Here is a 20,069-nt window from a genome sequence, read left to right as displayed (position 1 = left end):
CCGTCAATCCACCCAGAACCGCACGCGGAACCCGCTCCTGCGCCAGAGCAAGGCCAACCACAGGGCATGGACATTGATAAGCAGGGCAAAGACCCATTCGAAGGCATCGTCGGTTCGGCGATAGAGCTCTGGCGCGAACGCATTCAACAGCACCGAGAGAATGCCCACCGCTAGCGTGAGCTGACACAGCCCAAGCAGGCCCCGAGCCGGGCGACTCCAGCTTGGATGCAGCCTAAGCGCCCCACTGATCAGCAGTTCACACAGGAAGGTGAGGGAAAGGTAAAGCACAACACCAATACGACGCATCAGGTTAAAGCCATCCCCTTCATGGCCGAGCGCCACGGTGTAGGCACCCAGGGCCAGGCCGGCAACCAGACCGAGCCACGGCACCCAGGCGACTGAGGTTGAGCGCAAGCCCAGTTGAGCCAGCCACACACGGTTGCCCCACCAGAACAAGACGCCGACGATGGCCGCCGGCAGCATGGTTCCCTTAAAGATAAAATAGGCAGTGCCGTGGCGCCCAGTACGACTAATGCTGGTGCAGCTGTCCCAGTAGGGGATACAAAACGAGACGTAACCCTCGATAACCGAGACAAAAAAGGTGAGATGAATGGTCAGCAGCGGCACCAGTGCCGCGCCGAGTGCGAGCCACCAGAGCCTTACGCTGTTGGGATTATACATCGCTGATAATCCAGTCTACTCTGTGTAAATGAGGCAGTTTGCCAAAGAAGGAACAACTAGCTTTCTGAATGAACACCATTTGACCAGATTTTGCAATTTTGGCTGCCCGTGAAGAGGTGCCTGGCCTCAAACTAGGGCATTAATTAGGGATGACTGGATACTTGCCATGGGCAAAACCCACCAAGAGATTGTTGAAACCCGCGTCCACGTCTCTGAACTGTCCCTGGGCATGCACGTTGTGCGACTGGACAGGGCCTGGGAAGAAACAGACTTTCTGCTCCAGGGCTTTGTGATCCGCGATCCCCAGGAAATTCATTCTCTCCAGGCCCAGTGTGATTTCGTCTTTATCGAAGGACGGCTGGACACAGCCTCGCAACACACACCGCACCCGATCCGATCCGAGACCCGCCCGAAATCATCTTCCGGCTTCTTTGGCTTGTTCAAGGGCTCGTCCAAGAAGGCTAAGGAGCAGGAGCAAGTAGCCACACAACCTAAAACCCGCAAGCGGGTCACCTACATCAACAAGGTGGACTTAGGCTCCGAAATGCCTTTTGCGGCGGTCAAATTTGAAGACGCGCAACAAACCGCCAAATCGATCATGTCGGGTTTACGGGTGGGCAGAGCGCTAGACCTGAATAACGCCCGTGCGGTGGTGAACAGCTGCGTTGAGAGCGTCCTGCGCAATGAGAACGCCCTCATGCTGCTCACCAAGATCAAGCATCAGGACGAATACACGGCAGAACACTGCATCAACGTGTCGATCCTGTCGGCGGCATTCGGCAAGCATCTGGGGTTGCTGGAAGGCGAGATTCGCACCCTGGCCCTCTGCGGCCTGCTGCACGACGTCGGCAAGACCCGGATTCCGGATACTGTTCTGAACAAACCCGGAGCGCTTACGCCGGAAGAGTTCGAGACGATGCGCACCCACACCACCCACGGCCGCGCCATCCTGATGGGCACCAGCAACTCGCTGGCCACGGCGGTGGATGTTGCCTACAGCCATCATGAACGGATGGATGGCCAAGGCTATCCTCGAGGCCTCAAGGCCCAACAAGTTCCGTATTTTGCCAAGATCGTCGGCCTCGTGGACACCTACGACGCCATTACCAGTGACCGGGTGTACGACAAAGGCCGTGCGTCCATGCAGGCGCTCGAAGCAATTCACAAGCATCGGGGCACCCAGTTCGACAAGGAACTGGCGGAAGCATTCATCCAGATGATCGGCATCTATCCGCCGGGGTCGATCGTGGAAATGCTGAACGGCGAAGTCGGGATCGTGGTCGAGAGCCACCCCAAGCACAAGCTCAAGCCCAAGGTGCTGATGGTGCGCGACGCCGATCACGTGGAGCTGACGCCGTACCAACATCTGGACCTGATGAAATCTCCGAAAGATTCGACCGGAGTCGCTTACCAAATTGCCAGGGAAGTGCCAGATGGTACCTACAGCATCGTATTGCAGGACTTCGTTGACCAGGGGCTGATCAACTCAGCCCCGGTTATAGAGTCCTCAGACGAACCCTGGAACGATTAGCGACTCGGTAGTTTGGTGACTGCCATGGTCAGCCTGGAAATGCAGGTGGGCTTGCCTTCCTCGTTCTCCAGGCGAATTTCCCAGACCTGAGTGGTACTGCCGATGTGCAGCGCGTGTGCGGTGCCGTAAACCCACCCCTTGCTGACCGGACGCAAGTGGTTGGCATTGATGTCCAGGCCCACCGCCACCGTGTCCGGATTTTTCAGGCAGCAGTTCGCTGCCATGCTGCCCAGGGTTTCCGCCAGCAATACCGAGGCACCGCCATGGAGAATGCCAAACGGCTGTACAGTGCGCTCGTCTACGGGCATACGGCCTTTGACATAGTCGTCGCCGACTTCCAGATACTCGATCCCCATGTGACCGACTGCGGTGTTTTTGCTGGATTCCATGAAGGATTCAAGATTTGGGGTGCGGGTCCAGATAGCCATTAGACGACGGCCTCCTGTGAAAGGGTTTGTGGTTGTAAGAGGCCCAGTCTAACCAGATAGGATGCGAACGACTATCGGAATCTGCTCCGGGCTCACTCAACCCGGACCAGCTCCTGCTTGTCCCACCCCAGCCGACCGGTCTCGGCAATCTGCCGACGCATGCCCGGTACCGGCCGGATCATGAACAGGTCACCGTTACGCCCCACCAGGGTTTTCGACACGCCAACGCCCTTGGCAAGGTGGGCATGGGCATCCATGTGCTCCCCTTCTCCATGCACCGGAATGGCAATCTTCGGCCGCACCCACTGGTACATGGCCTGAAGCTCTTCCTGGGCCGGGTGGCCGGAGGCATGAATCGGCACGGCCGATTGCTCGGCGGTAATCACGGTAACGCTCATTGCCCTTAGCCGGTCGATCAAAGCCTCAATGGCTTCTTCGTTACCGGGAATAGCGCGGGCGCTAAAGATCACGGTATCACCGGCTTCCAACTCGAAATCCGGATGACTGCCCATAGCCAGGCGGCGCAAAGCGGTGCGCGGCTCACCCTGGCTGCCGGTGGCCACGGCCAGAACCTCCCCCTTCGGCAAGTAGCCAAGGTGCGACGGGTTGATCAGCCAGTCGGCCTCATCCCAGATGCCGGCGGCCCGTGCGGCGCCACTCATGTTGATCAGAGAGCGCCCCAGCAGGCCCATGTAGCGCCCGGTTTCCCGGGCTATCAGGCTAAGGGTGTGCAGCCGGGCAATGTTGCTGCCAAAGCAGGTCACCACCACCCGGCCCGGAGCCGCCTTTACCACCTCCAGCAAGCCCTGGTGCAGCGCGGCCTCGGAAATGGAGTGCCCGGCCACCGTGGCGTTAGTAGAGTCGCAGACCATGGCATCTACGCCCTCGGCCGCCAGGTCGGTAAAGGTCTCGCGGGAATAGCCATGGCCGACCAGGGGATGGTCGTCCAGTTTCCAGTCGCCACTGTGAAAAATATTGCCGATGCCAGTGCGGATCATCAAGGCATTGGGGTCTGGGATGGAGTGAGTCAAAGCCAGCCACTGGACGTTGAACGGGCCGATCTGACGGCGTTCGCCGGTCTCTACCACAATGATGGGAACGCGATGGGCCAGATCAAATTCCGCCAACTTGCGACGCAGAATCTCCGCGGTAAACCGGCTGGTGTAGATGGGGCACTGTAACAACGGCCACAGATAGGGCACGGCGCCCACGTGGTCTTCATGGGCGTGGGTAATGATCAAGCCCGCCAACTGTTCCCGGCGGTCGGCGATAAAGGCAGGATCAGCCATCTGGACCGGAGGCTCGCCGCGGTGGTGAACCGTACCATCTGCCGACACCCGGCCGGGCTTTGGGAAGGTCACGCCACAGTCCACCATCAACCACTGGCCATCGTGCCCGTACAGGTTAAGGTTCATGCCGATCTCGCCAGTGCCGCCTAGTGGCAAAAACCAGAGGTCGTTGTGATCAGGTGTCATTTATAACGATCTTCCATGTAGTTCGCGACATGATCGCGGAAAATTTTGTGTACTCAGGATAACCTCCGGCAGATCTGTCCTGCTTTAATTCACGTAACCCCGGTTGAATTTATTCCAACAGGCTCCAACTCGATACCAGGCGCAGCCAAGATTCGCCATTCATTCGTCGAAAAAAGGACGGACACACTATGAAGATTTTGATGGTTCTGACCTCCCACGACCAGATGGGCGATACAGGTCATAAAACGGGCTTCTGGCTCGAAGAATTCACCGCGCCCTACTATGTCTTCCGAGACGCCGGTGCCGAGATTACCATTGCCTCTCCGAAGGGTGGTCAGCCGCCGGTTGATCCGAACAGCGAGGGTGAAGACGCGCTGACCGAAACCACCCGTCGATTCCAGGCCGACGCCCACGCCAAGGAATCACTGGCCAGCACCAAGAAACTGGCGGACGTGGACATGAACGACTTCGATGCCGTGTTCTATCCCGGTGGCCATGGCCCGCTGTGGGATCTGGTCAACGATCAGAAATCCATTGAGGTGATCAAAACCGCCTACGAACAGGACAAGGTGATCGGTGCAGTCTGCCACGCCCCCGCAGTATTCCGGGATGTGGAAGTGAAGCCGGGTCAGAACATTGTTGGCGGCCGCAACGTAACCGGCTTCAGCAACAGTGAGGAAGAAGTGGTTGGCCTGACCAACGTTGTGCCCTTCCTGCTGGAAGACATGCTGAAGGAAAAAACCGCCACCTACACCTGCGGTGACGACTTCACGCCACACATCGTGGTAGACGGCAAGCTGATCACCGGGCAGAACCCGCCCTCCTCGGAAGGCACCGCAAAGGCGGTGATCCAGGCCCTGCAGGAAGGCTAATCAGCTCTTTTGTACCTGCTCCCCGGCGTGGCTAATCAGCACGCCGGGTGCTCCCGCCTCCAGTAATTCCCTGATCGTTCCCGGCACCGTCACTTTTGCCATCTTTGACGGCTGGATCATCACATAGGTGATATCGGCATCCGCGATCAATTGGTTTTCACCAAACCGATAGAACTCAAGATGCAGGGTAAACGAGGTATTACCGATCCGCCCTGCCCGAATGCGGGCCTCCAGCACGTCGTCAAACTTTGCCGGTGCTTTCCAGTTCACGGTGAGGCTGACCACCTGAATGTCCAGATCCTGATCCAGCAAGCGCTGGTAATCCCCGAAAAGGGTGCGTATGTACTCGTTGACGGCAATGTCGACAAAGTCCGCGTAACGGGCATTGAACACCACGCCCTGGGCGTCACACTCGCCGTAACGCACGCGAAATCGGAAACGGAATGGCAGTTCGATGTGATCAGTCATGATTGAGCAGCCCTGATAAGTGTGCCCCAAGCCTAGCCGAATCCCTCAGGTTTTTCTGCTACCGCCGCCATTGAGCACCAGGTAACACCCATAACCGATGACAACACCCCAGAAAGCGGACGACAACCCATACAACGACAGTCCGGAGGCGGTCACGATGAAGGCGATCAGCGATGCCTCCCGGTGACTGGCGTCTTCCAGTGCCGAAAACAGATTACCGGCGATTGCACCCAGCAAGGCAAGGCCCGCCAACACCGCAACGAATGCCGCCGGCAGTGAGGTAAACAGACTCACGATAGTGCCGGCAAAAAGCCCGCCCACCAGATAGAACACGCCATTGGCAACTCCTGCGACATAGCGCTTGCCAGGATCCTTGTGGGCATCCTCGCCAGTACAGATCGCAGCGGTGATGGCCGCCACCACGGTGGTGATGCCACCAAAAACAGCCATTGGCAGCGACACCAGACTGGCAACCCCGATAACCGGTTTCGCTTTGACGTGATAGCCAGCGCCGTTAAGGATGGCCATGCCGGGCAGAAACTGCCCGGTCAGGCTAACCAGAACCAGCGGAATCGCCAGGCTCAGGGTTGATTCCAGATTCCATTCCGGGCTGATAAATTGCGGTACGGCAATACTCCAGCGAACGCCCGACAGAGAGGCCCCTTCCAGCACCACCGCCAGAATCACGCCGGTAATGAGCAACAGGACCAAGGTATATTTTGGCACCAGGCGCCGGAACACCACATAAGCGACTACCATTCCCAACGCCAGCGCAGGGGTAGTTTTAATCGACGTAAATGCACCAACTCCGAACTGGAACAGGATCCCGGCCATCATGCCAGCGGCAATACCTTTAGGAATGGCGCGCACAAAGGCATCGAAGGTGCCAGTAATGCCGATGAGAAATATGATGATGGCAGCGGTAATGTAAGCGCCAACAGCTTCGTTCAGGGTAAGTTCGGGAAACAGAGTGACCAGCAACGCCGTACCCGGCGCCGACCATGCAGTCACGATCGGGGCCTTGAGCCAGAGACTCAGGACAATGCCGGAGATAGCTGCGCCCATGGAAATAGCCCAAACCCAGGATGTCATCATTTCCGGAGAAATACCGGCGCTATTGCCAGCCTGGAAAAAGATAGCCAACGGGCCGGAGTAAGACACCAGCACAGCCAAAAAACCGGCGACAACAGCAGACAAAGACAGGTCTTTCGTGAATGAGGCCATGAGAGGTCCCTGTATTGCTAAATAAAAGAAAAAAGGCCCGCGAAGCTTACGCTCCCGGGCCAAAGTGGGCTACGACTAACCGTCTACCCAGACACAACTTCAACGCTCAATTCAGTGAGTGGTCGCTGCAGCTACTGGCCCAACTTGCGCGCGGGTCTCACGCGACAAGCCCTTTCGGTCTACCAGTGCAATGGCGACTGTTGCAATGGCCCCGGGAATCGCCAGCGCCAGGAAATTCATCTGATGCGGTAGCGCCATTGCCAACAGGGTACCGCCGAGCATTGGCCCAACAATAGCGCCATTGCGACCGATGCCTGAGGCCCAACCCAGACCAGTGGAACGAATACTGGTCGGGTAATATTGGGCAACGTAAGCGTACAGCAGAATCTGTGAGCCGATGGTGGTCGCGCCGGCAATACCCATAAGGGTGTACAGGAACCACATGGGGCTCTCATAGCCCAACAGGATCAGCGAACCGGAACCAAGCAGGAAGAAGCTAACCAGTACCGACCGAAGTGAGAATCGGTCCGCCAGCCAACCGCCGCCCACGGCGCCGACAATCGCGCCAACATTGAGAACCATCAGGAACATCAGGCTGGAGCTCAGGGCGTATCCGGCTGAAGACATCAGTTTCGGCAACCAGGAACCCAGGGCATAGACCATCAGCAAGCAGCAGAAGAATGCCGTCCAGAACATCATCGTGCTCATGGCCCGGCCGTCCCGGAACAGCTCCAGTACCGGCGCTTTGCTTTCTGTGGTCGGCGGCACGATCAACACATCGCGCTCCGTGATGTTTCTGTTCGGCGCTACACGTTGCAGAATCGACCGGGCTTCGCCTTCGCGCTTTTGGGCCATCAGAAAGGCCACCGACTCCGGCAGAAATTTCAGCATGAATGGGAGTATCAGCATGGGCACAATGGCCAAGTAGAACATGATCTCCCAGCCAAAGTTGGGCACGATCCAGATGCCAAGCCCCGCTGACATCATGCCACCCACCGCATAACCTGAAAACATCAGTGCTACCAGGGTGCTTCGGCTTTTCTTGGGGGAATACTCGCTCATCAGCGATACCACGTTAGGCATAACACCGCCGATCCCCAGGCCGGCAATAAAGCGGAGAATGCCGAATTCCCAAGGTGTGGTCGCAAAACCGTTAATCACGGTGGTCACACTGAACAGTACCACGCACATGATGATCGTTTTCTTGCGCCCCAACTTGTCTGAGAGCATGCCAAAACTCATGGCCCCGAACATCATGCCAAACAGTGCGCTGCTGCCAAGCAGCCCAGCCACATAGGGGTTCAAGCCCCACTGGTCCATCAAGAGGGGAAGAACGACGCCATAAATCACCAGATCATAGCCGTCGAAAATGATAATCAGGGTGCACCAGAAGAGTACCTTCCAGTGAAATTTATTGAACGTCGCGTTATCAACAACGTCGTTTACATCAATGTTTCTCATGATCTCTCACTTCCGCTTTTGTTATTGTGCGGAGTTTTATGGTTGCTTAACCCAGATCTCCGCCCGCCACCGGCAGGATGGTTCCGGTCATGTAGGATGACGCGTCCGATGCGAGGAACAGGATAGGTTCGGCCTGTTCGTCCAGGGTTCCATAGCGATGCATGAAGCTGTGTTCCGTGGTCTGGTCTATCAGCGACTGGTACCAGGCCTTTTCCTGTTCGCTTTGCTCCTTGGCATTGCGCGGCGTCAGCCGTGGGGGTGCCTCGGTACCGCCGGGCGCCGCCGCATTCACGCGGATATTGTGAGAGGCATACTCGTACGCCATATTCACGGTCATGGCATTCACACCGCCCTTGGCGGCACCATAAGGCACTCGCATGAGGCCCCGGGTTGCCACCGATGACACGTTCACAATTACGCCACCGTTTTGCTTCAGCATGTAAGGTAAGACAGCGCGACAACTCCACAAGGTGGTGAACAGCGAGCGCTGGATTTCCTTTTCAATCTGCTCAGGCGTGTAGTGCTCGAAAGGCTGCGCCCAGATCGTACCGCCGACATTGTTGACCAGGATATCGATGCGTCCGAACTGTTTTTGCGCTTCCGCCATCACAGCTTCAGCGCCAGCCCAGGTTTCCAGGTTAGCCAAGACCGCCACAGCATCAGCACCCTGGTCACGTAGCTCGGCCGCAACACCCTGCACATAATCTGCAATATCAACCAGCACCAGTCGGGCGCCTTCGGCGGCCGCCAGCTCAGCGACTCGCTTGCCAATGCCCTGGGCGGCGCCAGTAATCACCATGACCTTGTCGGTGAAGCGGGCTTTCATGCGACTTTCTCCTTGGCCGCGGGTGCACTGGGCGTGAATTTCTCATAGTGGAACGAATTCGGATCGATGCCCTTCTTGCGGAAGAACCCGAGCACGGAATCCACCATCGGGGGTGGCCCACACAGATAGACATCGACATCGCCATCATTGAGCGGCGCCTCGTCCATGTGCTCGGTGACATAGCCCTTGCGGGGGTGATTACTGTCCTCTCCGGACACCACCGTGACGTAACTGAAGTTGTCCAGCTCCGCGGCAAAGCTATCCAGGATATCCAGGCACACCAGGTCGTCGTCATTGCTGACGCCATACACCAGATGCGTTGGCTGATCACAACCATGGACCTTCAGGTACTCCAGTTTCGCCAACATGGGCGCCAGGCCGGTGCCGCCCGCCAGCATCAGGATCGACCGCTCAACCGGACGCAGGTAAAAACTGCCCATAGGCCCTGTCAGCGTCACCTTGTCCCCTGTACGCGCCTTACCCACTAGCCATGAGCTCATCAGACCACCCGGCACGTTGCGGATCAGGAAGCTCAGGTCCCGGCTGCCAGGTTTGGAGCTGAAGGAGTAGGCACGGGTTTCCTCGGTGCCCGGCACCTGGATGTTCACGTACTGCCCGGGGAGGAATGCTATGTCGTGGTCCGCAGTGATCTTGAGTTCGATCGACGTAGGCGAGATCAGGTTCACCTCCGCCACCGTTCCGGTCACTTCGGCATTACCGGTCTTGCACATGGTGGAGGCAACGGGCACCTCCACCACACAATCACTGGAGGGCACCATCTGGCAGGTCAGTACCATACCCTGGTCGGCTTCCTCATCGGACAAGGCTTCGTCAATGTATTCCTCGCCCATGTCGAAGTCGCCCTGGTGGCAGGCACCTTTGCAGGTACCGCAAACGCCGTCAGAACAGTCCATCGGCAGATTGATCTGCGCACGGTAGGCGGCATCCAGGACCGTTTCGCCCTCGTTGCAAGAGACGAACCGGGTCACGCCGTCTTCAAAGTTAAGCGCAATGTTGTAACTCATGATGATGCTCTCCCCATCAATTACAGGTGATAAACGTCCAGCACCTGATTGATGCAATCGTTGTTCAGGACCATTCTCTTCTCCCGGATTACGGGCTGCTCACCGGTAATATCCAGGGTGTAGAAGGAGGTTCCGAAGAATTCCGCCGTTTGCTTATAGCGATAGGCCTTGGTCAACCAGTTGAACCGCAGTTTCACCTCACTGTCGCTCTGGGAAAGGATTTCCAGGTTGCTGGTGAAGTGCGTGGTGCGCGGCTCCGGCATGGAGCTGGCGCCGGAACGCTCGGTCTTGATCCGATAGATCCGGTCTTCCAGGCCGTCCTTGTTGGGGTAGTAGATGAGCGAGATCTCGCTTTGCGGATCCTCGGTCAGCTCATCGTCATCGTCCCAGGCCGGCATCCAGTAGGTCACGTCTTCGTGGTAGCACTCCAGCCACTTGTCCCACTCGCGATCATCCAGAAAACGGGCCTCACGGATGATGAATTGCTCGATATCGTGGTAGCTCAGGCTCATGCGGACGCCTCCTCTGAATCTGTTGAACTCGAAGCCAGGGGAATGAAACGGGCACGCTCGGCCTCAATGGCACGGGTCATTTCCACTTGCCAGTGTTTATGGTGATTCACGTACAGGCCTTCGTCGTCCGGCCTCGCACCGCTCATGGTCGGCTTCATGTCGATCTGGGTGGCATGCTCGTCAGGGCCGTCGATCCAGTGTGCAGCGCCCCGGCTCATGTCATTCCAACGCATATCCCGGGCTTCATAGCCGTTCTGACAGGCGCGGAATTCCTCGAGGTCGTCCGGAGTACCCATGCCAGTCACATTGAAAAAATCCTCGTACTGGCGGATGCGCTTGGCGCGCAAATCGGCCGGTTCGTTCTTCGGACCAAAACCATAGATGGTTACTTCGGTCTTGTTGACACCAATTGGACGGGTCACCCGAATCTGGGTGGAGAACTGGTCCATCAGGTAAACGTTCGGGTACAGGCACAGGTTCTTGGTGGTGCGGACAATGGAGTCAGCACGGGCCTCACCGTAGGTTTTCTGAAGGCGCTCCAACTGACTGAAAATCGGACGCACTTCCGGATTCAGCAGCCGGGTCCAGAGCATCATGTGGCCGTTCTCGAACGAGTAGAACCCGCCCTCGGCTGACCAGCTCTTGGCATCAACAGCTTCGGTGCCACCCTTGTCGTAGTTGCGCTGGCCCATGGTCGACAGGTAATTCCAGTGCACCGTGCCGACGTGGTAGCCATCGGCACCGTTTTCCGCAGTCAGCTTCCAGTTGCCTTCGTAGGTGTAGGTTGAGCTGCCCCGCAGGACTTCCAGGCCGTCTTCGGACTGATCAACGATGTTGTCGATGATTTTGGTGGTTTCACCCAGATGCTCTTCGAGCGGCACTACGTCGGCATTGAGACTGCCGAACAGGAAACCACGGTAGTTGCCAAACTTGGGCATCTGCTTCAGATCGTGGGAGCCGTCGGTATTGAACTGCTCCGGGTAACCGCCCTTCTTTTGATCCTTGGCCTTCAATAGCTGACCGTCGTTGCGGAAAGTCCAGCCGTGGAATGGGCAGGTAAAGGAGGTCTTGTTACCGCGCTTCTTGCGGCACAGGGTCGCGCCCCTATGGGAGCAGGTATTAAGAATGGCTTTGAGCTCGCCGTCCTTGGTGCGGGTGATGATCACCGGCTGGCGACCCACGGTCACGGTAAAGTAATCACCCGGCTCCGGGATCTGGCTCTCATGGGCCAGGTATACCCAGTTGCCTTCGAAGATGTACTTCATCTCCAGGTCAAACAGCTCCTGGTCGGTAAATATGCCCCGGTCGCACTGGTAGCGACCGGTTTCAGGGTCGGCAACAACTGCGTTACGAACCTTGTCTGCGAGTTTTTCGAGTTTACTGGTCATGTCGTTCACTCCGTCTTGTTCTTGGTGGCGCTCAGGCGACGTCGGCTTCCAGGGCGCGACGACGTGCGTGGCGCTCTTGAAGCTCGGGCTTGTCCGTGGCTACCAACGCAACGTTGAACTCCACTTCGGTAATCGGTCCGGTAACGCCATGGCGGGCGCCGTCTTCGGACTGTTCAACACGCTTGGCTTCAACCACCAGTTCTTCGCGGGTGGCAAAGGCAAAGTCATCGAAGGTGTACTCGTCACCGGCAATGTTGATCTGGGTAGTCAGATGCTTGTAACCCGGCTTGGACACGAAGTAATGAATGTGCGCAGGACGCTGGCCATGGCGGCCCAGGTGGTTCAGCAGTTGCTGGGTTGAACCCTCGGGTGGGCAGCCGTATCCGGACGGCATGATGCTCTGGGCGGCGTAACGGCCCTCAGCATCGGTCTTGATGCGGCGGCGCAGGTTGTACTCGCTCTGGGACTGATCGAAGTAGGAGTAAGCACCCTTGGTATCGGCGTGCCAGATATCGACAATAGCATCGGCCAGAGGCGTGCCGTTTTCGTCGGTGATCTGGCCCTTGATCAGGACCACTTCAGCCTCGGTGTCGGAGCCGTCGTCCATTCGGTCAAAGCCTTCACTCAAGGGGGCTCCGGCCACATACAATGGGCCTTCAATGGTACGGGGGGTGCCACCAGTCAGGCCGGCCTGCTCGTCTTCGGCGTCCTGACGGATGTCCAGGTAACGGTCCATACCCAAACCCGGTGCCAGCAAGGCCACTTCGCCATTGGCACCCAGTTCGCCAACGTAGTAGACGGCACTCCAGAATTCTTCGGGCGTGACATCAAAATCTTCCACGATCTGAAAAATGTCGTGCATGACGCGGTGAACGATTTTCTTCATTCGCTCATCGCCACCGTCCTTGTTGAAGCCGGCTACTTTTTCCAGCAGTTCCTTAACTTCCGCGGTTTGCATAGTTTTAACGGTCATTGTTGGTCTCCCAATTCTCTTGTTGTTGTTGCTTTGATCAGCTCATCGGTTAGCAACGGGGCGTTGGATTTAACGATCGTCCTGATGAATGGACGACGGGTGCCGGCACAGGGGCGCGACAGTGATATCCATGTAGGGAAACAGCGGCAGATTGCTGATCAGCTCCTGCAATTCCGCGTTGTCTTCCACATCAAATATGCTGACGTTGGCGTAGCTGCCTGCCACCCGCCAGAGGTGCCGCCACTTGCCCTGCTCTTGCAGGCCTTGAGCGTAGGTTTTTTCCCGGGCCTTGATGTCGGCCGCGACTTCTGCCGGCATGTCGTGGGGAATGTTCACCTTCATCTCGACTTTAAACAGCATGTGCTTTCCTCCGTTCTCGATTTCTTCCGGCGCCTCAGGCTTGCCGGCGGTAATAGGTCAACTTGTCTTCATCAAGCTCGATACCCAGGCCTGGGCCCTCGGGTAGATCCACACCGTGGTCGTGAAAGCTCAAGGGCTTGACTACGATGTCGTCCTTCATCAACAAGGGACCGAACATTTCAGTCCCCCAGTGCAGGGTTTCCAGGGTGGACCAGGCGTGCAGCGAGGCCACGGAGCCGATCGTGCCTTCCAGCAGGGTGCCGCCGTACAAGCCGATACCGGCAGCCTGGGCAACGGAAGCCTGCTCGAGCGCCCGCATCGGCCCACCGGCCTTGGCGATCTTCATGGCAACAGCGCCACTAAAGCCGGCTGCGGCCAGGGCGTACATATCCTTAGCATCCGCTACGGCTTCGTCCGCAAGAATCGGCAGGTGGAATTTGTTGGACAGACGCACCAGCGCGGCGTAGTCCTTCATTGGGGTGGGCTGTTCGACCAGATCGATGCCGGCAGCCTGAAGTTCAGCCATACCTTTCGCGGCAGTGGCTTCGTCCCAGGCCTGATTAACATCAACACGAACACTGGCCGACTCGCCGACGGCTTCCTTGATTGCCGCCACGTGACGGACATCGTCCATCAGACGGCGGGAACCGATCTTGAGTTTGAAGTCACAATGCCGACGGGTTTCGATGAGGCCGCGGGCTTCCTCAATATCTTTGGCGGTATCGCCACTGGCCAGTGTCCACAGCACCGGAATGTGCCGGTGGACCGCTCCGCCAAGAAGATCGGCAACGGAACGATTCAGGCGCTTGCCCTGAAGGTCCAGCAACGCTGTTTCAATGGCTGACCGCGCCAGGTTGTTACCACGGGTAGAGCGGTTTAACATTACCCTCAGGGTATTGATGTTTTCAGCGGACTGGCCAATCAGTTGCGGACCGAAATAAGTGTCAATGGTAAGTTTCACGCTTTCGGGGCTCTCTGCGCCGTAAGCCAGGCCACCGATGGTGGTGGCCTCACCCAGGCCCTCAAGCCCATTGGAGTCTTTCATCCGCACGATCACCATGCTCTGAACCCCCATGGTTGTCATGGAAAGCTTATGGGGGCGGATGGTCGGGATATCGACCAATACTGCCTCTATGGATTGGATGGTTGCGGACATGGGATCTCCGGATCGCAAGTTGAAAAGCCTGTGATTCGAACAATACGAAGTTCCACGGATGTGAACCAATATTGATTAAGTAGCAACCGATACCCTGGAGGTATGGATGGAGCTAAGACACTTGCGGTACTTCGTGGCAGTGGGGGAGGAAGGCAATCTGACCCGGGCGGCGGAAAAACTGTTCATTGCACAACCGCCACTGACCCGCGCCATGAAACAACTTGAAGAGGAAATTGGGGTCGAATTATTCATCCGCAAACCCCGGGGGCTGGAGTTGACCAGCGGCGGTGAGTTTTTCCTGGAGCAGGCCCGGCAGATTCTGGACAAGGTTGCAGCAACGGTGGAAGACACCCGACGCATTGCCCAGCATCGCAAGACCATTTTCTCTATCGGCTTCGTGCCGTCGGTTTTCTATGGCCAACTGCCGTTGATGGTGCGGAGACTACGGCGAAACAAAAATCTGGAGATTGTCCTGCACGAGTTGAAAACCCGCGAGCAGGTCGAAGCCCTGAAAACTGGCAAGATCGATATCGGCTTTGGAAGAGTCAGTATTGACGATCCGGATGTGGAGCAGGAACTGCTTTTTGACGAGCCCATCATTGCCGCCATCCCAACCGGACATGAGCTGACCCGCAAACCACCTTCCATGAAGGACTTATCCCACTGGCCGATGGTGGTTTTTCCTTCAGGGCCGGGGCCCAACTTTGCCGATATCACTCAGGGCCTGTTCCACCGGCGTGGGTTGAAGGTGCATGTCAGCCAACATGTGAACGACCTGCAAACGGCGTTATCACTGGTGGCCTCCGAGATGGGATTCACTCTGGTGCCTGAGCAGGTTCGTAAACTTAACCGTGAAGGCGTGGACTTTACACCGCTGGAAGATCCCAACATCACCACCCCGGTGATTGCCTCTCGCCGGCGAGGGGAAAACCCGAATGCGGTCATGCGCCTGGCCAACACGATCCTGGATGAACTGGTACAAAATCGTTTGACCGGGCGCTACCCGTGATCAGCGGGCTGCCTGCCTGATCTGCTCGGCAACGGCCTGGAGCCGTGGGAGGTACAGGCCCAATAGGGTATCCATACCCACCCTGCCCGCGTTGGTACTGACGTTGATCGCTCCCAATAGTTCACCACTGCCAGCAAAGACCGGCACCGCCACCGACCGAAGGCCCTGGTCCAGCTCCTGATCAACCACGGAATACCCCTGCTCGCGCACCCTCTGGATCTCAGTTCGTAAGGCGTTTACCGAGGTTACTGAGGAAGGCGTTAGTGCAGACAGCTGAACTCGACCGAGGAAAGCATTCAACTCTGAGTCCGGCAATTGGCCCAGAAGCACCCGACCCATTGAGGTGTATGCCGCCGGCAATCGCGTACCGACTGATAGCGTGATCGCCATGAGTCGGTGCCGCGCAGCCGAACGGACGACATAGACCACCTCGTCGCCATCCAGCACCGCCAGCGATGAAGACTCCCCCAGCTCGGCGGTGACGTCCTCCAGATACTGCTGAATCACCGCCCGATACTGATTCGACGCCTGGTAGGCGTAACCCAACTGCAACACCCTGGGCGTGAGCTCGAACTGACGACCAGACCGTTTTACAAACCCGAGCGCATGCAGTGTCAGCAGGAAACGCCGCGCCTTGGCCCGGTCCATATCTGTTCGCGCCGCGACTTCGCTCAGGGTCATGCGTGGGTGCTCAGCGTCGAAGGCCTGGAGTATTTCCAGCCCGGAAGCCAACGCACCCACGTAATCCCGGTCTCCGGGTTTGAGAATCTTCTCGTCCATTCCAGCTCCTTAAGCGCCCCTGAAAGCCAGGGTCAGCGCATGGTACCAGCTCGTTCGCACTCCGAACATTAGTGCACCCTATCAAGCTGGTGAAATTTTGTACTTGACGGTACAAATCAAATTCCTCCATGATGTTCGCATATTAAACATATGTTCGTATATCGAACTTATCAACCGAAACACGATGGAGACACTGCAATGGCTGAATTCCTCTCTCTCCGGGATGCGGTGAGCAAACACATCACCAACGGTGACACCGTAGCGATGGAAGGCTTTACCCACTTGATCCCGTTCGCCGCGGGCCACGAAATTATCCGCCAGGAAAAACGTGACCTGACCCTAATCCGAATGACCCCAGACCTGGTGTACGACCAGATGATTGGGGCCGGCTGCGCCAAGAAGCTGATCTTCTCCTGGGGGGGCAACCCGGGCGTCGGCTCGCTGCACCGCCTGCGGGATGCCGTTGAGAAGAGCTGGCCCAACAAGCTGGAAATTCTGGAACACAGTCACGCTGCCATGGCCTGCGCCTATGAAGCCGGTGCTGCCGGCCTGCCAATGGCGGTGCTGCGCGGCTATGTCGGCAGCGACTTGCCAAAGGTGAATGACCAGATCAAGTTCATCGAGTGCCCGTTCACCGGAGAGCGCCTGGCCGCCGTGCCATCGGTACGCCCGGACGTTGCCGTGATTCATGCCCAGCGGGCCGACCGCAAAGGTAACGTACTGATCGAAGGCATTGTGGGTATCCAGAAAGAAGTGGTTCTGGCCGCCAAGCGCAGCATCGTCACCGTTGAGGAGGTGGTGGACGATCTGGGCGCTTCCGTGAACGCCTGTGTGTTGCCGTCCTGGGCAGTTACGGCCATTGCTGAGGCCCCGAAAGGCGCAAGTCCCTCCTATGCGCTGGGCTATTACGACCGCGACAACGCTTTCTACAAAGAGTGGGACGGCATCGCCCGGGACCGGGACACCTTCCAGAGCTGGCTGCAAGACAACGTATTTGAAAAAGGAGCTGCGTGATGAGCCTTGAATTTACCTCTTCGGAAATGATGAGCGTCACTGCCGCTCGCGCACTGACCAACGACATGACCTGTTTCGTCGGCATCGGTCTGCCCAGCGAGGCTGCCAACCTGGCACGGCTGACTCACGCCCCCGATGTGACCCTGATCTACGAGTCCGGCACCCTGCAGACCAAACCGGACGTACTGCCACTGTCCATCGGTGATGGTGAGCTGTGCGAATCGGCGTTGACCACGGTCGGCGTTCCAGAAATGTTCCGTTACTGGCTCCAGGGCGGCCATATCAGCGTCGGCTTCCTGGGCACCGCCCAGATTGACCGCTTCGCCAACCTGAACACAACTCTGATCGGTGATTACCGGGAGCCAAAAGTGCGCCTGCCCGGTGGCGGTGGTGCCCCGGAAATCGCCACCAACGCGAAGGAAGTCTTCATTACCGTGAAGCACTCCAAACGCACCTTCGTGAAGGACGTGGACTTCGTGACCACCGTTGGTTTCGGCCGCGACGGCACCGCACGGGATAATGTCCCTAATATTGGTCGTGGCCCCACAGTGGTGATTACCGATCTGTGCATTCTCAAGCCAGACCCGGACACCAAAGAACTGGTGGTCACGTCGCTGCACCCGAACGTGACCCGGGAAGACGTGATCGAAGCCACCGGCTGGGAGATCCGCTTTGCGGATCAGCTGGAGACCACACCGGAGCCGTCTGCCAAAGAGCTTGAGATTTTACGTGATCTGAAAGCGCGCACTCACGCCCATCACGCTTCAACTCAATCGGGCCAACAGTGAGGTTCACCATGACTGACGTATTTCTCTGTCATCCCCGCCGTTCCGCCATTGGCCGCTTTGGCGGAACCCTGGCCAGCGTGCGCCCCGATGATCTCGCGGCTCATATTTTCAAGGCCGTACTGGACCAGGCGCCAGACCTGGACCCGACCGCGATCGACGAAGTCATAATGGGCAGCGCCAACCAGGCTGGCGAAGACAACCGCAACATCGCTCGGATGTCGGCCCTGCTGGCCGGCTTACCGACGTCAGTACCAGGCACCACCCTTAACAGATTGTGTGGTTCCGGCATGGACGCCGTCGGCACCGCGTTCCGGGCGATTCGTGCCGGCGAAATGGAGCTGGTACTGGCCGGTGGCGTGGAATCCATGTCCCGCGCGCCCTATGTCATGGGCAAGGCTGACTCCGGTTTTTCACGGGGCCAGAAGATTGAGGACACCACTATTGGGTGGCGCTTTGTGAATCCTCTGATGAAGCAGCAGTACGGCATTGATTCCATGCCTGAAACGGCGGAAAACGTCGCCGAGCAGTACCAGGTGTCGCGGGAAGACCAGGACCTGTTTGCCTTCCGTTCTCAGGAAAAAACCGCCCGGGCTCAACAAGACGGCATCTTCGCCGAGGAAATCGTGCCGGTGAACATCCCGCGCCGCAAGCAGGAGCCGTTGGTGTTTGATACCGATGAGCATCCGCGCAGCAGTAGCCTGGAAAAACTGGCAGCCTTACCTACTCCGTTCCGGGACAATGGCACTGTGACTGCAGGCAATGCTTCCGGGGTCAATGACGGTGCGGCAGCCATGCTGGTGGCCAGCGAAGCAGCAGTTCAGGCCAAGGGTCTGAAACCCATGGCTAAAATCCTCGGAATGGCCACTGCCGGTGTTGAGCCGCGCATCATGGGCATTGGCCCGGTACCGGCGGTGCGCAAACTGCTCGAGAAGCAGGGCATCGGGGTCGACGAGCTTGATGTTATTGAGCTGAATGAAGCCTTTGCCGCCCAGGGACTCGCCGTATTGCGTGAACTGGGCGTTGCCGACGACGATAGTCGGGTTAACCCCAATGGTGGCGCCATCGCCCTGGGCCACCCGCTGGGCATGTCCGGCGCCCGCCTGCTGATGACTGCGGCCCACCAGTTGCAGCGCACCGGTGGCCGCTACGCCCTGTGCACCATGTGTGTGGGCGTGGGCCAGGGCATTGCTACACTCATCGAACGGGTCTGAGCGAGGAAACGACCATGGCATTTTTAAAAGAAAACGGCCGGACCATCTGTTACCGCCTGCTTGGCGACAGCGCAAAACCGTTATTGGTGCTTGCCCACCCCCTGGGTATGACTCAGGGGGTCTGGGACGACATGCTACCGGCTCTGCTCGAAAGGTTCCGGGTGCTAACCTGGGATCTTCCCGGCCACGGCGCCAGTGCCAGCTGGCCGAAAGCCAGTGACGAGATCACCCCAGAGTACCTGGCGCACGAGGCCTTGCTGTTGGTGAAGCAAGCGGGCGCAACCTCCTTCCACTTCGCCGGCACCTCCATCGGAGGCGTCATTGGCCAACAACTGATCAGCCAGCACTCGGACCAACTGCTTTCCGCGACACTGACCAATACCGGCGCCGTTATTGGCACCCCCGAAGCCTGGAACCAGCGCTCTGCCAACGTCGGCAAGCTGGGGCTCGCCGCCATGGCTGCAGACATAGTGCCACGCTGGTTCGGCCAGGCGGCGTGCGATGCCGAACCGGCCCTGCTGGGTGGCTGGCAGGTCATTATGGGACGGGGTGACGGGCGCAGTTACGGACTGTTGTGTGAAATGCTCGGACGCTGCGACTTTCGTGGCCGGTTGGCCGGACACAAGCTCCCGATCCTGCTGCTTGGCGGTAGCGACGATGTAGCAACACCGCCGGACACGCTAAAGACGCTGGGCGAACACTGTGATGGCAAGGTGCCGGTTATTCTGGATGGAATAGGCCACGTGCCCTCCGTAGAGTGCCCCGACCAGTTCTGTAATCTGCTGCTACAACACTGCGTTTGATCGTTCCTGCAAACAGACTGGCATGAGCCAGTCTGTTTGGTAGCCGGTGTTCACAATACGGATAATGGTTTGCAGCCTACGGAT

At 57.9% G+C, this 20,069-nt stretch carries 21 protein-coding genes; 7 read left to right on the top strand and 14 right to left on the bottom strand.

Translation table 11 applies throughout. The annotated features are described in order from the left end of the window. Window positions 1–3: 3 nt before the first annotated feature. The gene (locus FCS96_RS09135) at window positions 4–681 is read right to left on the bottom strand and encodes a hypothetical protein (RefSeq protein ID WP_138440046.1); all 678 of its coding nucleotides are present in this window, start codon (window positions 679–681) and stop codon (window positions 4–6) included. Window positions 682–847: 166 nt separating this feature from the next. Here FCS96_RS09135 and FCS96_RS09130 point away from each other — a divergent pair, with 166 nt between their 5' ends. Continuing rightward, entirely contained in the window at window positions 848–2,212 is a 1,365-nt protein-coding gene (locus FCS96_RS09130; RefSeq protein ID WP_138440045.1) for an HD-GYP domain-containing protein, read from the top strand. Here the strand turns inward: FCS96_RS09130 and FCS96_RS09125 are convergent. Together FCS96_RS09125 and FCS96_RS09120 are read right to left on the bottom strand one after the other, a co-directional pair. Continuing rightward, on the bottom strand, window positions 2,209–2,640 hold the full coding sequence (locus tag FCS96_RS09125) for a hotdog fold thioesterase (protein ID WP_138440044.1): 432 nt from the start codon (window positions 2,638–2,640) through the stop codon (window positions 2,209–2,211). The two genes, FCS96_RS09130 and FCS96_RS09125, sit on opposite strands and share 4 nt — an antisense overlap. A gap of 92 nt (window positions 2,641–2,732) precedes the next feature. Next, window positions 2,733–4,115 carry a ribonuclease J gene (locus FCS96_RS09120; RefSeq protein WP_138440043.1) on the bottom strand — a complete coding sequence of 461 codons (1,383 nt, stop codon included), beginning with the start codon at window positions 4,113–4,115 and terminating at the stop codon, window positions 2,733–2,735. A gap of 188 nt (window positions 4,116–4,303) precedes the next feature. Here FCS96_RS09120 and FCS96_RS09115 point away from each other — a divergent pair, with 188 nt between their 5' ends. After that, window positions 4,304–4,987, top strand: a complete 684-nt coding sequence (locus FCS96_RS09115) for a type 1 glutamine amidotransferase domain-containing protein (protein ID WP_138440042.1) — start codon at window positions 4,304–4,306, stop codon at window positions 4,985–4,987. On the opposite strand, the gene FCS96_RS09110 is transcribed toward FCS96_RS09115, so the two are convergent. The 10 genes from FCS96_RS09110 to FCS96_RS09065 form a co-directional block, all read right to left on the bottom strand. Then, window positions 4,988–5,455 carry an acyl-CoA thioesterase gene (locus FCS96_RS09110; protein WP_138440041.1) on the bottom strand — a complete coding sequence of 156 codons (468 nt, stop codon included), beginning with the start codon at window positions 5,453–5,455 and terminating at the stop codon, window positions 4,988–4,990. It lies immediately after the preceding gene. A gap of 45 nt (window positions 5,456–5,500) precedes the next feature. Further along, window positions 5,501–6,679, bottom strand: a complete 1,179-nt coding sequence (locus FCS96_RS09105; protein ID WP_138440040.1) for a benzoate/H(+) symporter BenE family transporter — start codon at window positions 6,677–6,679, stop codon at window positions 5,501–5,503. Window positions 6,680–6,790: 111 nt separating this feature from the next. Continuing rightward, window positions 6,791–8,140 carry an MFS transporter gene (locus FCS96_RS09100; RefSeq protein WP_138440039.1) on the bottom strand — a complete coding sequence of 450 codons (1,350 nt, stop codon included), beginning with the start codon at window positions 8,138–8,140 and terminating at the stop codon, window positions 6,791–6,793. Between the two features lie 46 nt (window positions 8,141–8,186). Next, the gene (gene benD / locus FCS96_RS09095) at window positions 8,187–8,966 is read right to left on the bottom strand and encodes a benzoate diol dehydrogenase BenD (protein WP_138440038.1); all 780 of its coding nucleotides are present in this window, start codon (window positions 8,964–8,966) and stop codon (window positions 8,187–8,189) included. Next, a complete protein-coding gene (gene benC, locus FCS96_RS09090; RefSeq protein ID WP_138440037.1) occupies window positions 8,963–9,991 on the bottom strand; it encodes a benzoate 1,2-dioxygenase electron transfer component BenC in 1,029 nt (342 codons plus the stop codon). The genes benD and benC overlap by 4 nt, the downstream gene beginning before the upstream one ends. A 20-nt stretch (window positions 9,992–10,011) precedes the next feature. Next, a complete protein-coding gene (gene benB / locus FCS96_RS09085) occupies window positions 10,012–10,503 on the bottom strand; it encodes a benzoate 1,2-dioxygenase small subunit (RefSeq protein ID WP_138440036.1) in 492 nt (163 codons plus the stop codon). After that, window positions 10,500–11,891, bottom strand: coding sequence for a Rieske 2Fe-2S domain-containing protein (locus tag FCS96_RS09080; protein ID WP_138440035.1), 1,392 nt, complete (start codon window positions 11,889–11,891; stop codon window positions 10,500–10,502). Before FCS96_RS09080 ends, benB begins: the two co-directional genes overlap by 4 nt. Before the next feature lie 31 nt (window positions 11,892–11,922). Further along, window positions 11,923–12,864, bottom strand: a complete 942-nt coding sequence (gene catA, locus FCS96_RS09075; protein ID WP_138440034.1) for a catechol 1,2-dioxygenase — start codon at window positions 12,862–12,864, stop codon at window positions 11,923–11,925. Window positions 12,865–12,933: 69 nt separating this feature from the next. After that, window positions 12,934–13,224 (bottom strand): muconolactone Delta-isomerase, encoded by a 291-nt coding sequence (gene catC, locus FCS96_RS09070; RefSeq protein WP_138440033.1) that lies wholly within the window; start codon window positions 13,222–13,224, stop codon window positions 12,934–12,936. A gap of 34 nt (window positions 13,225–13,258) precedes the next feature. Beyond that, window positions 13,259–14,380 carry a muconate/chloromuconate family cycloisomerase gene (locus FCS96_RS09065; protein WP_138440032.1) on the bottom strand — a complete coding sequence of 374 codons (1,122 nt, stop codon included), beginning with the start codon at window positions 14,378–14,380 and terminating at the stop codon, window positions 13,259–13,261. Window positions 14,381–14,486: 106 nt separating this feature from the next. On the opposite strand from FCS96_RS09065, the gene FCS96_RS09060 reads away from it, so the two are divergent. Further along, the gene (locus tag FCS96_RS09060) at window positions 14,487–15,389 is read left to right on the top strand and encodes a LysR family transcriptional regulator (protein ID WP_138440031.1); all 903 of its coding nucleotides are present in this window, start codon (window positions 14,487–14,489) and stop codon (window positions 15,387–15,389) included. On the opposite strand, the gene FCS96_RS09055 is transcribed toward FCS96_RS09060, so the two are convergent. Continuing rightward, window positions 15,390–16,169 (bottom strand): IclR family transcriptional regulator domain-containing protein, encoded by a 780-nt coding sequence (locus FCS96_RS09055; protein ID WP_138440030.1) that lies wholly within the window; start codon window positions 16,167–16,169, stop codon window positions 15,390–15,392. It lies immediately after the preceding gene. Between the two features lie 198 nt (window positions 16,170–16,367). On the opposite strand from FCS96_RS09055, the gene FCS96_RS09050 reads away from it, so the two are divergent. From FCS96_RS09050 to FCS96_RS09035, 4 genes are read left to right on the top strand one after another with little or no spacing between them, the layout of a single operon-like run. Further along, window positions 16,368–17,183, top strand: a complete 816-nt coding sequence (locus FCS96_RS09050; protein ID WP_138440029.1) for a CoA transferase subunit A — start codon at window positions 16,368–16,370, stop codon at window positions 17,181–17,183. Then, a complete protein-coding gene (locus FCS96_RS09045; protein WP_138440028.1) occupies window positions 17,183–17,971 on the top strand; it encodes a CoA-transferase subunit beta in 789 nt (262 codons plus the stop codon). Before FCS96_RS09050 ends, FCS96_RS09045 begins: the two co-directional genes overlap by 1 nt. 8 nt (window positions 17,972–17,979) lie before the next feature. Beyond that, window positions 17,980–19,182 (top strand): 3-oxoadipyl-CoA thiolase, encoded by a 1,203-nt coding sequence (gene pcaF / locus FCS96_RS09040; protein ID WP_138440027.1) that lies wholly within the window; start codon window positions 17,980–17,982, stop codon window positions 19,180–19,182. Between the two features lie 14 nt (window positions 19,183–19,196). After that, on the top strand, window positions 19,197–19,985 hold the full coding sequence (locus tag FCS96_RS09035; RefSeq protein ID WP_138440026.1) for an alpha/beta fold hydrolase: 789 nt from the start codon (window positions 19,197–19,199) through the stop codon (window positions 19,983–19,985). Window positions 19,986–20,069 lie beyond the last annotated feature (84 nt).

This window comes from Marinobacter alexandrii (genome assembly GCF_005871205.1).
Classification (GTDB): domain Bacteria; phylum Pseudomonadota; class Gammaproteobacteria; order Pseudomonadales; family Oleiphilaceae; genus Marinobacter; species Marinobacter alexandrii.
Note: the sequence above shows the minus strand (reverse complement) of the source record. Positions and strands in the feature narration are given on the sequence as shown.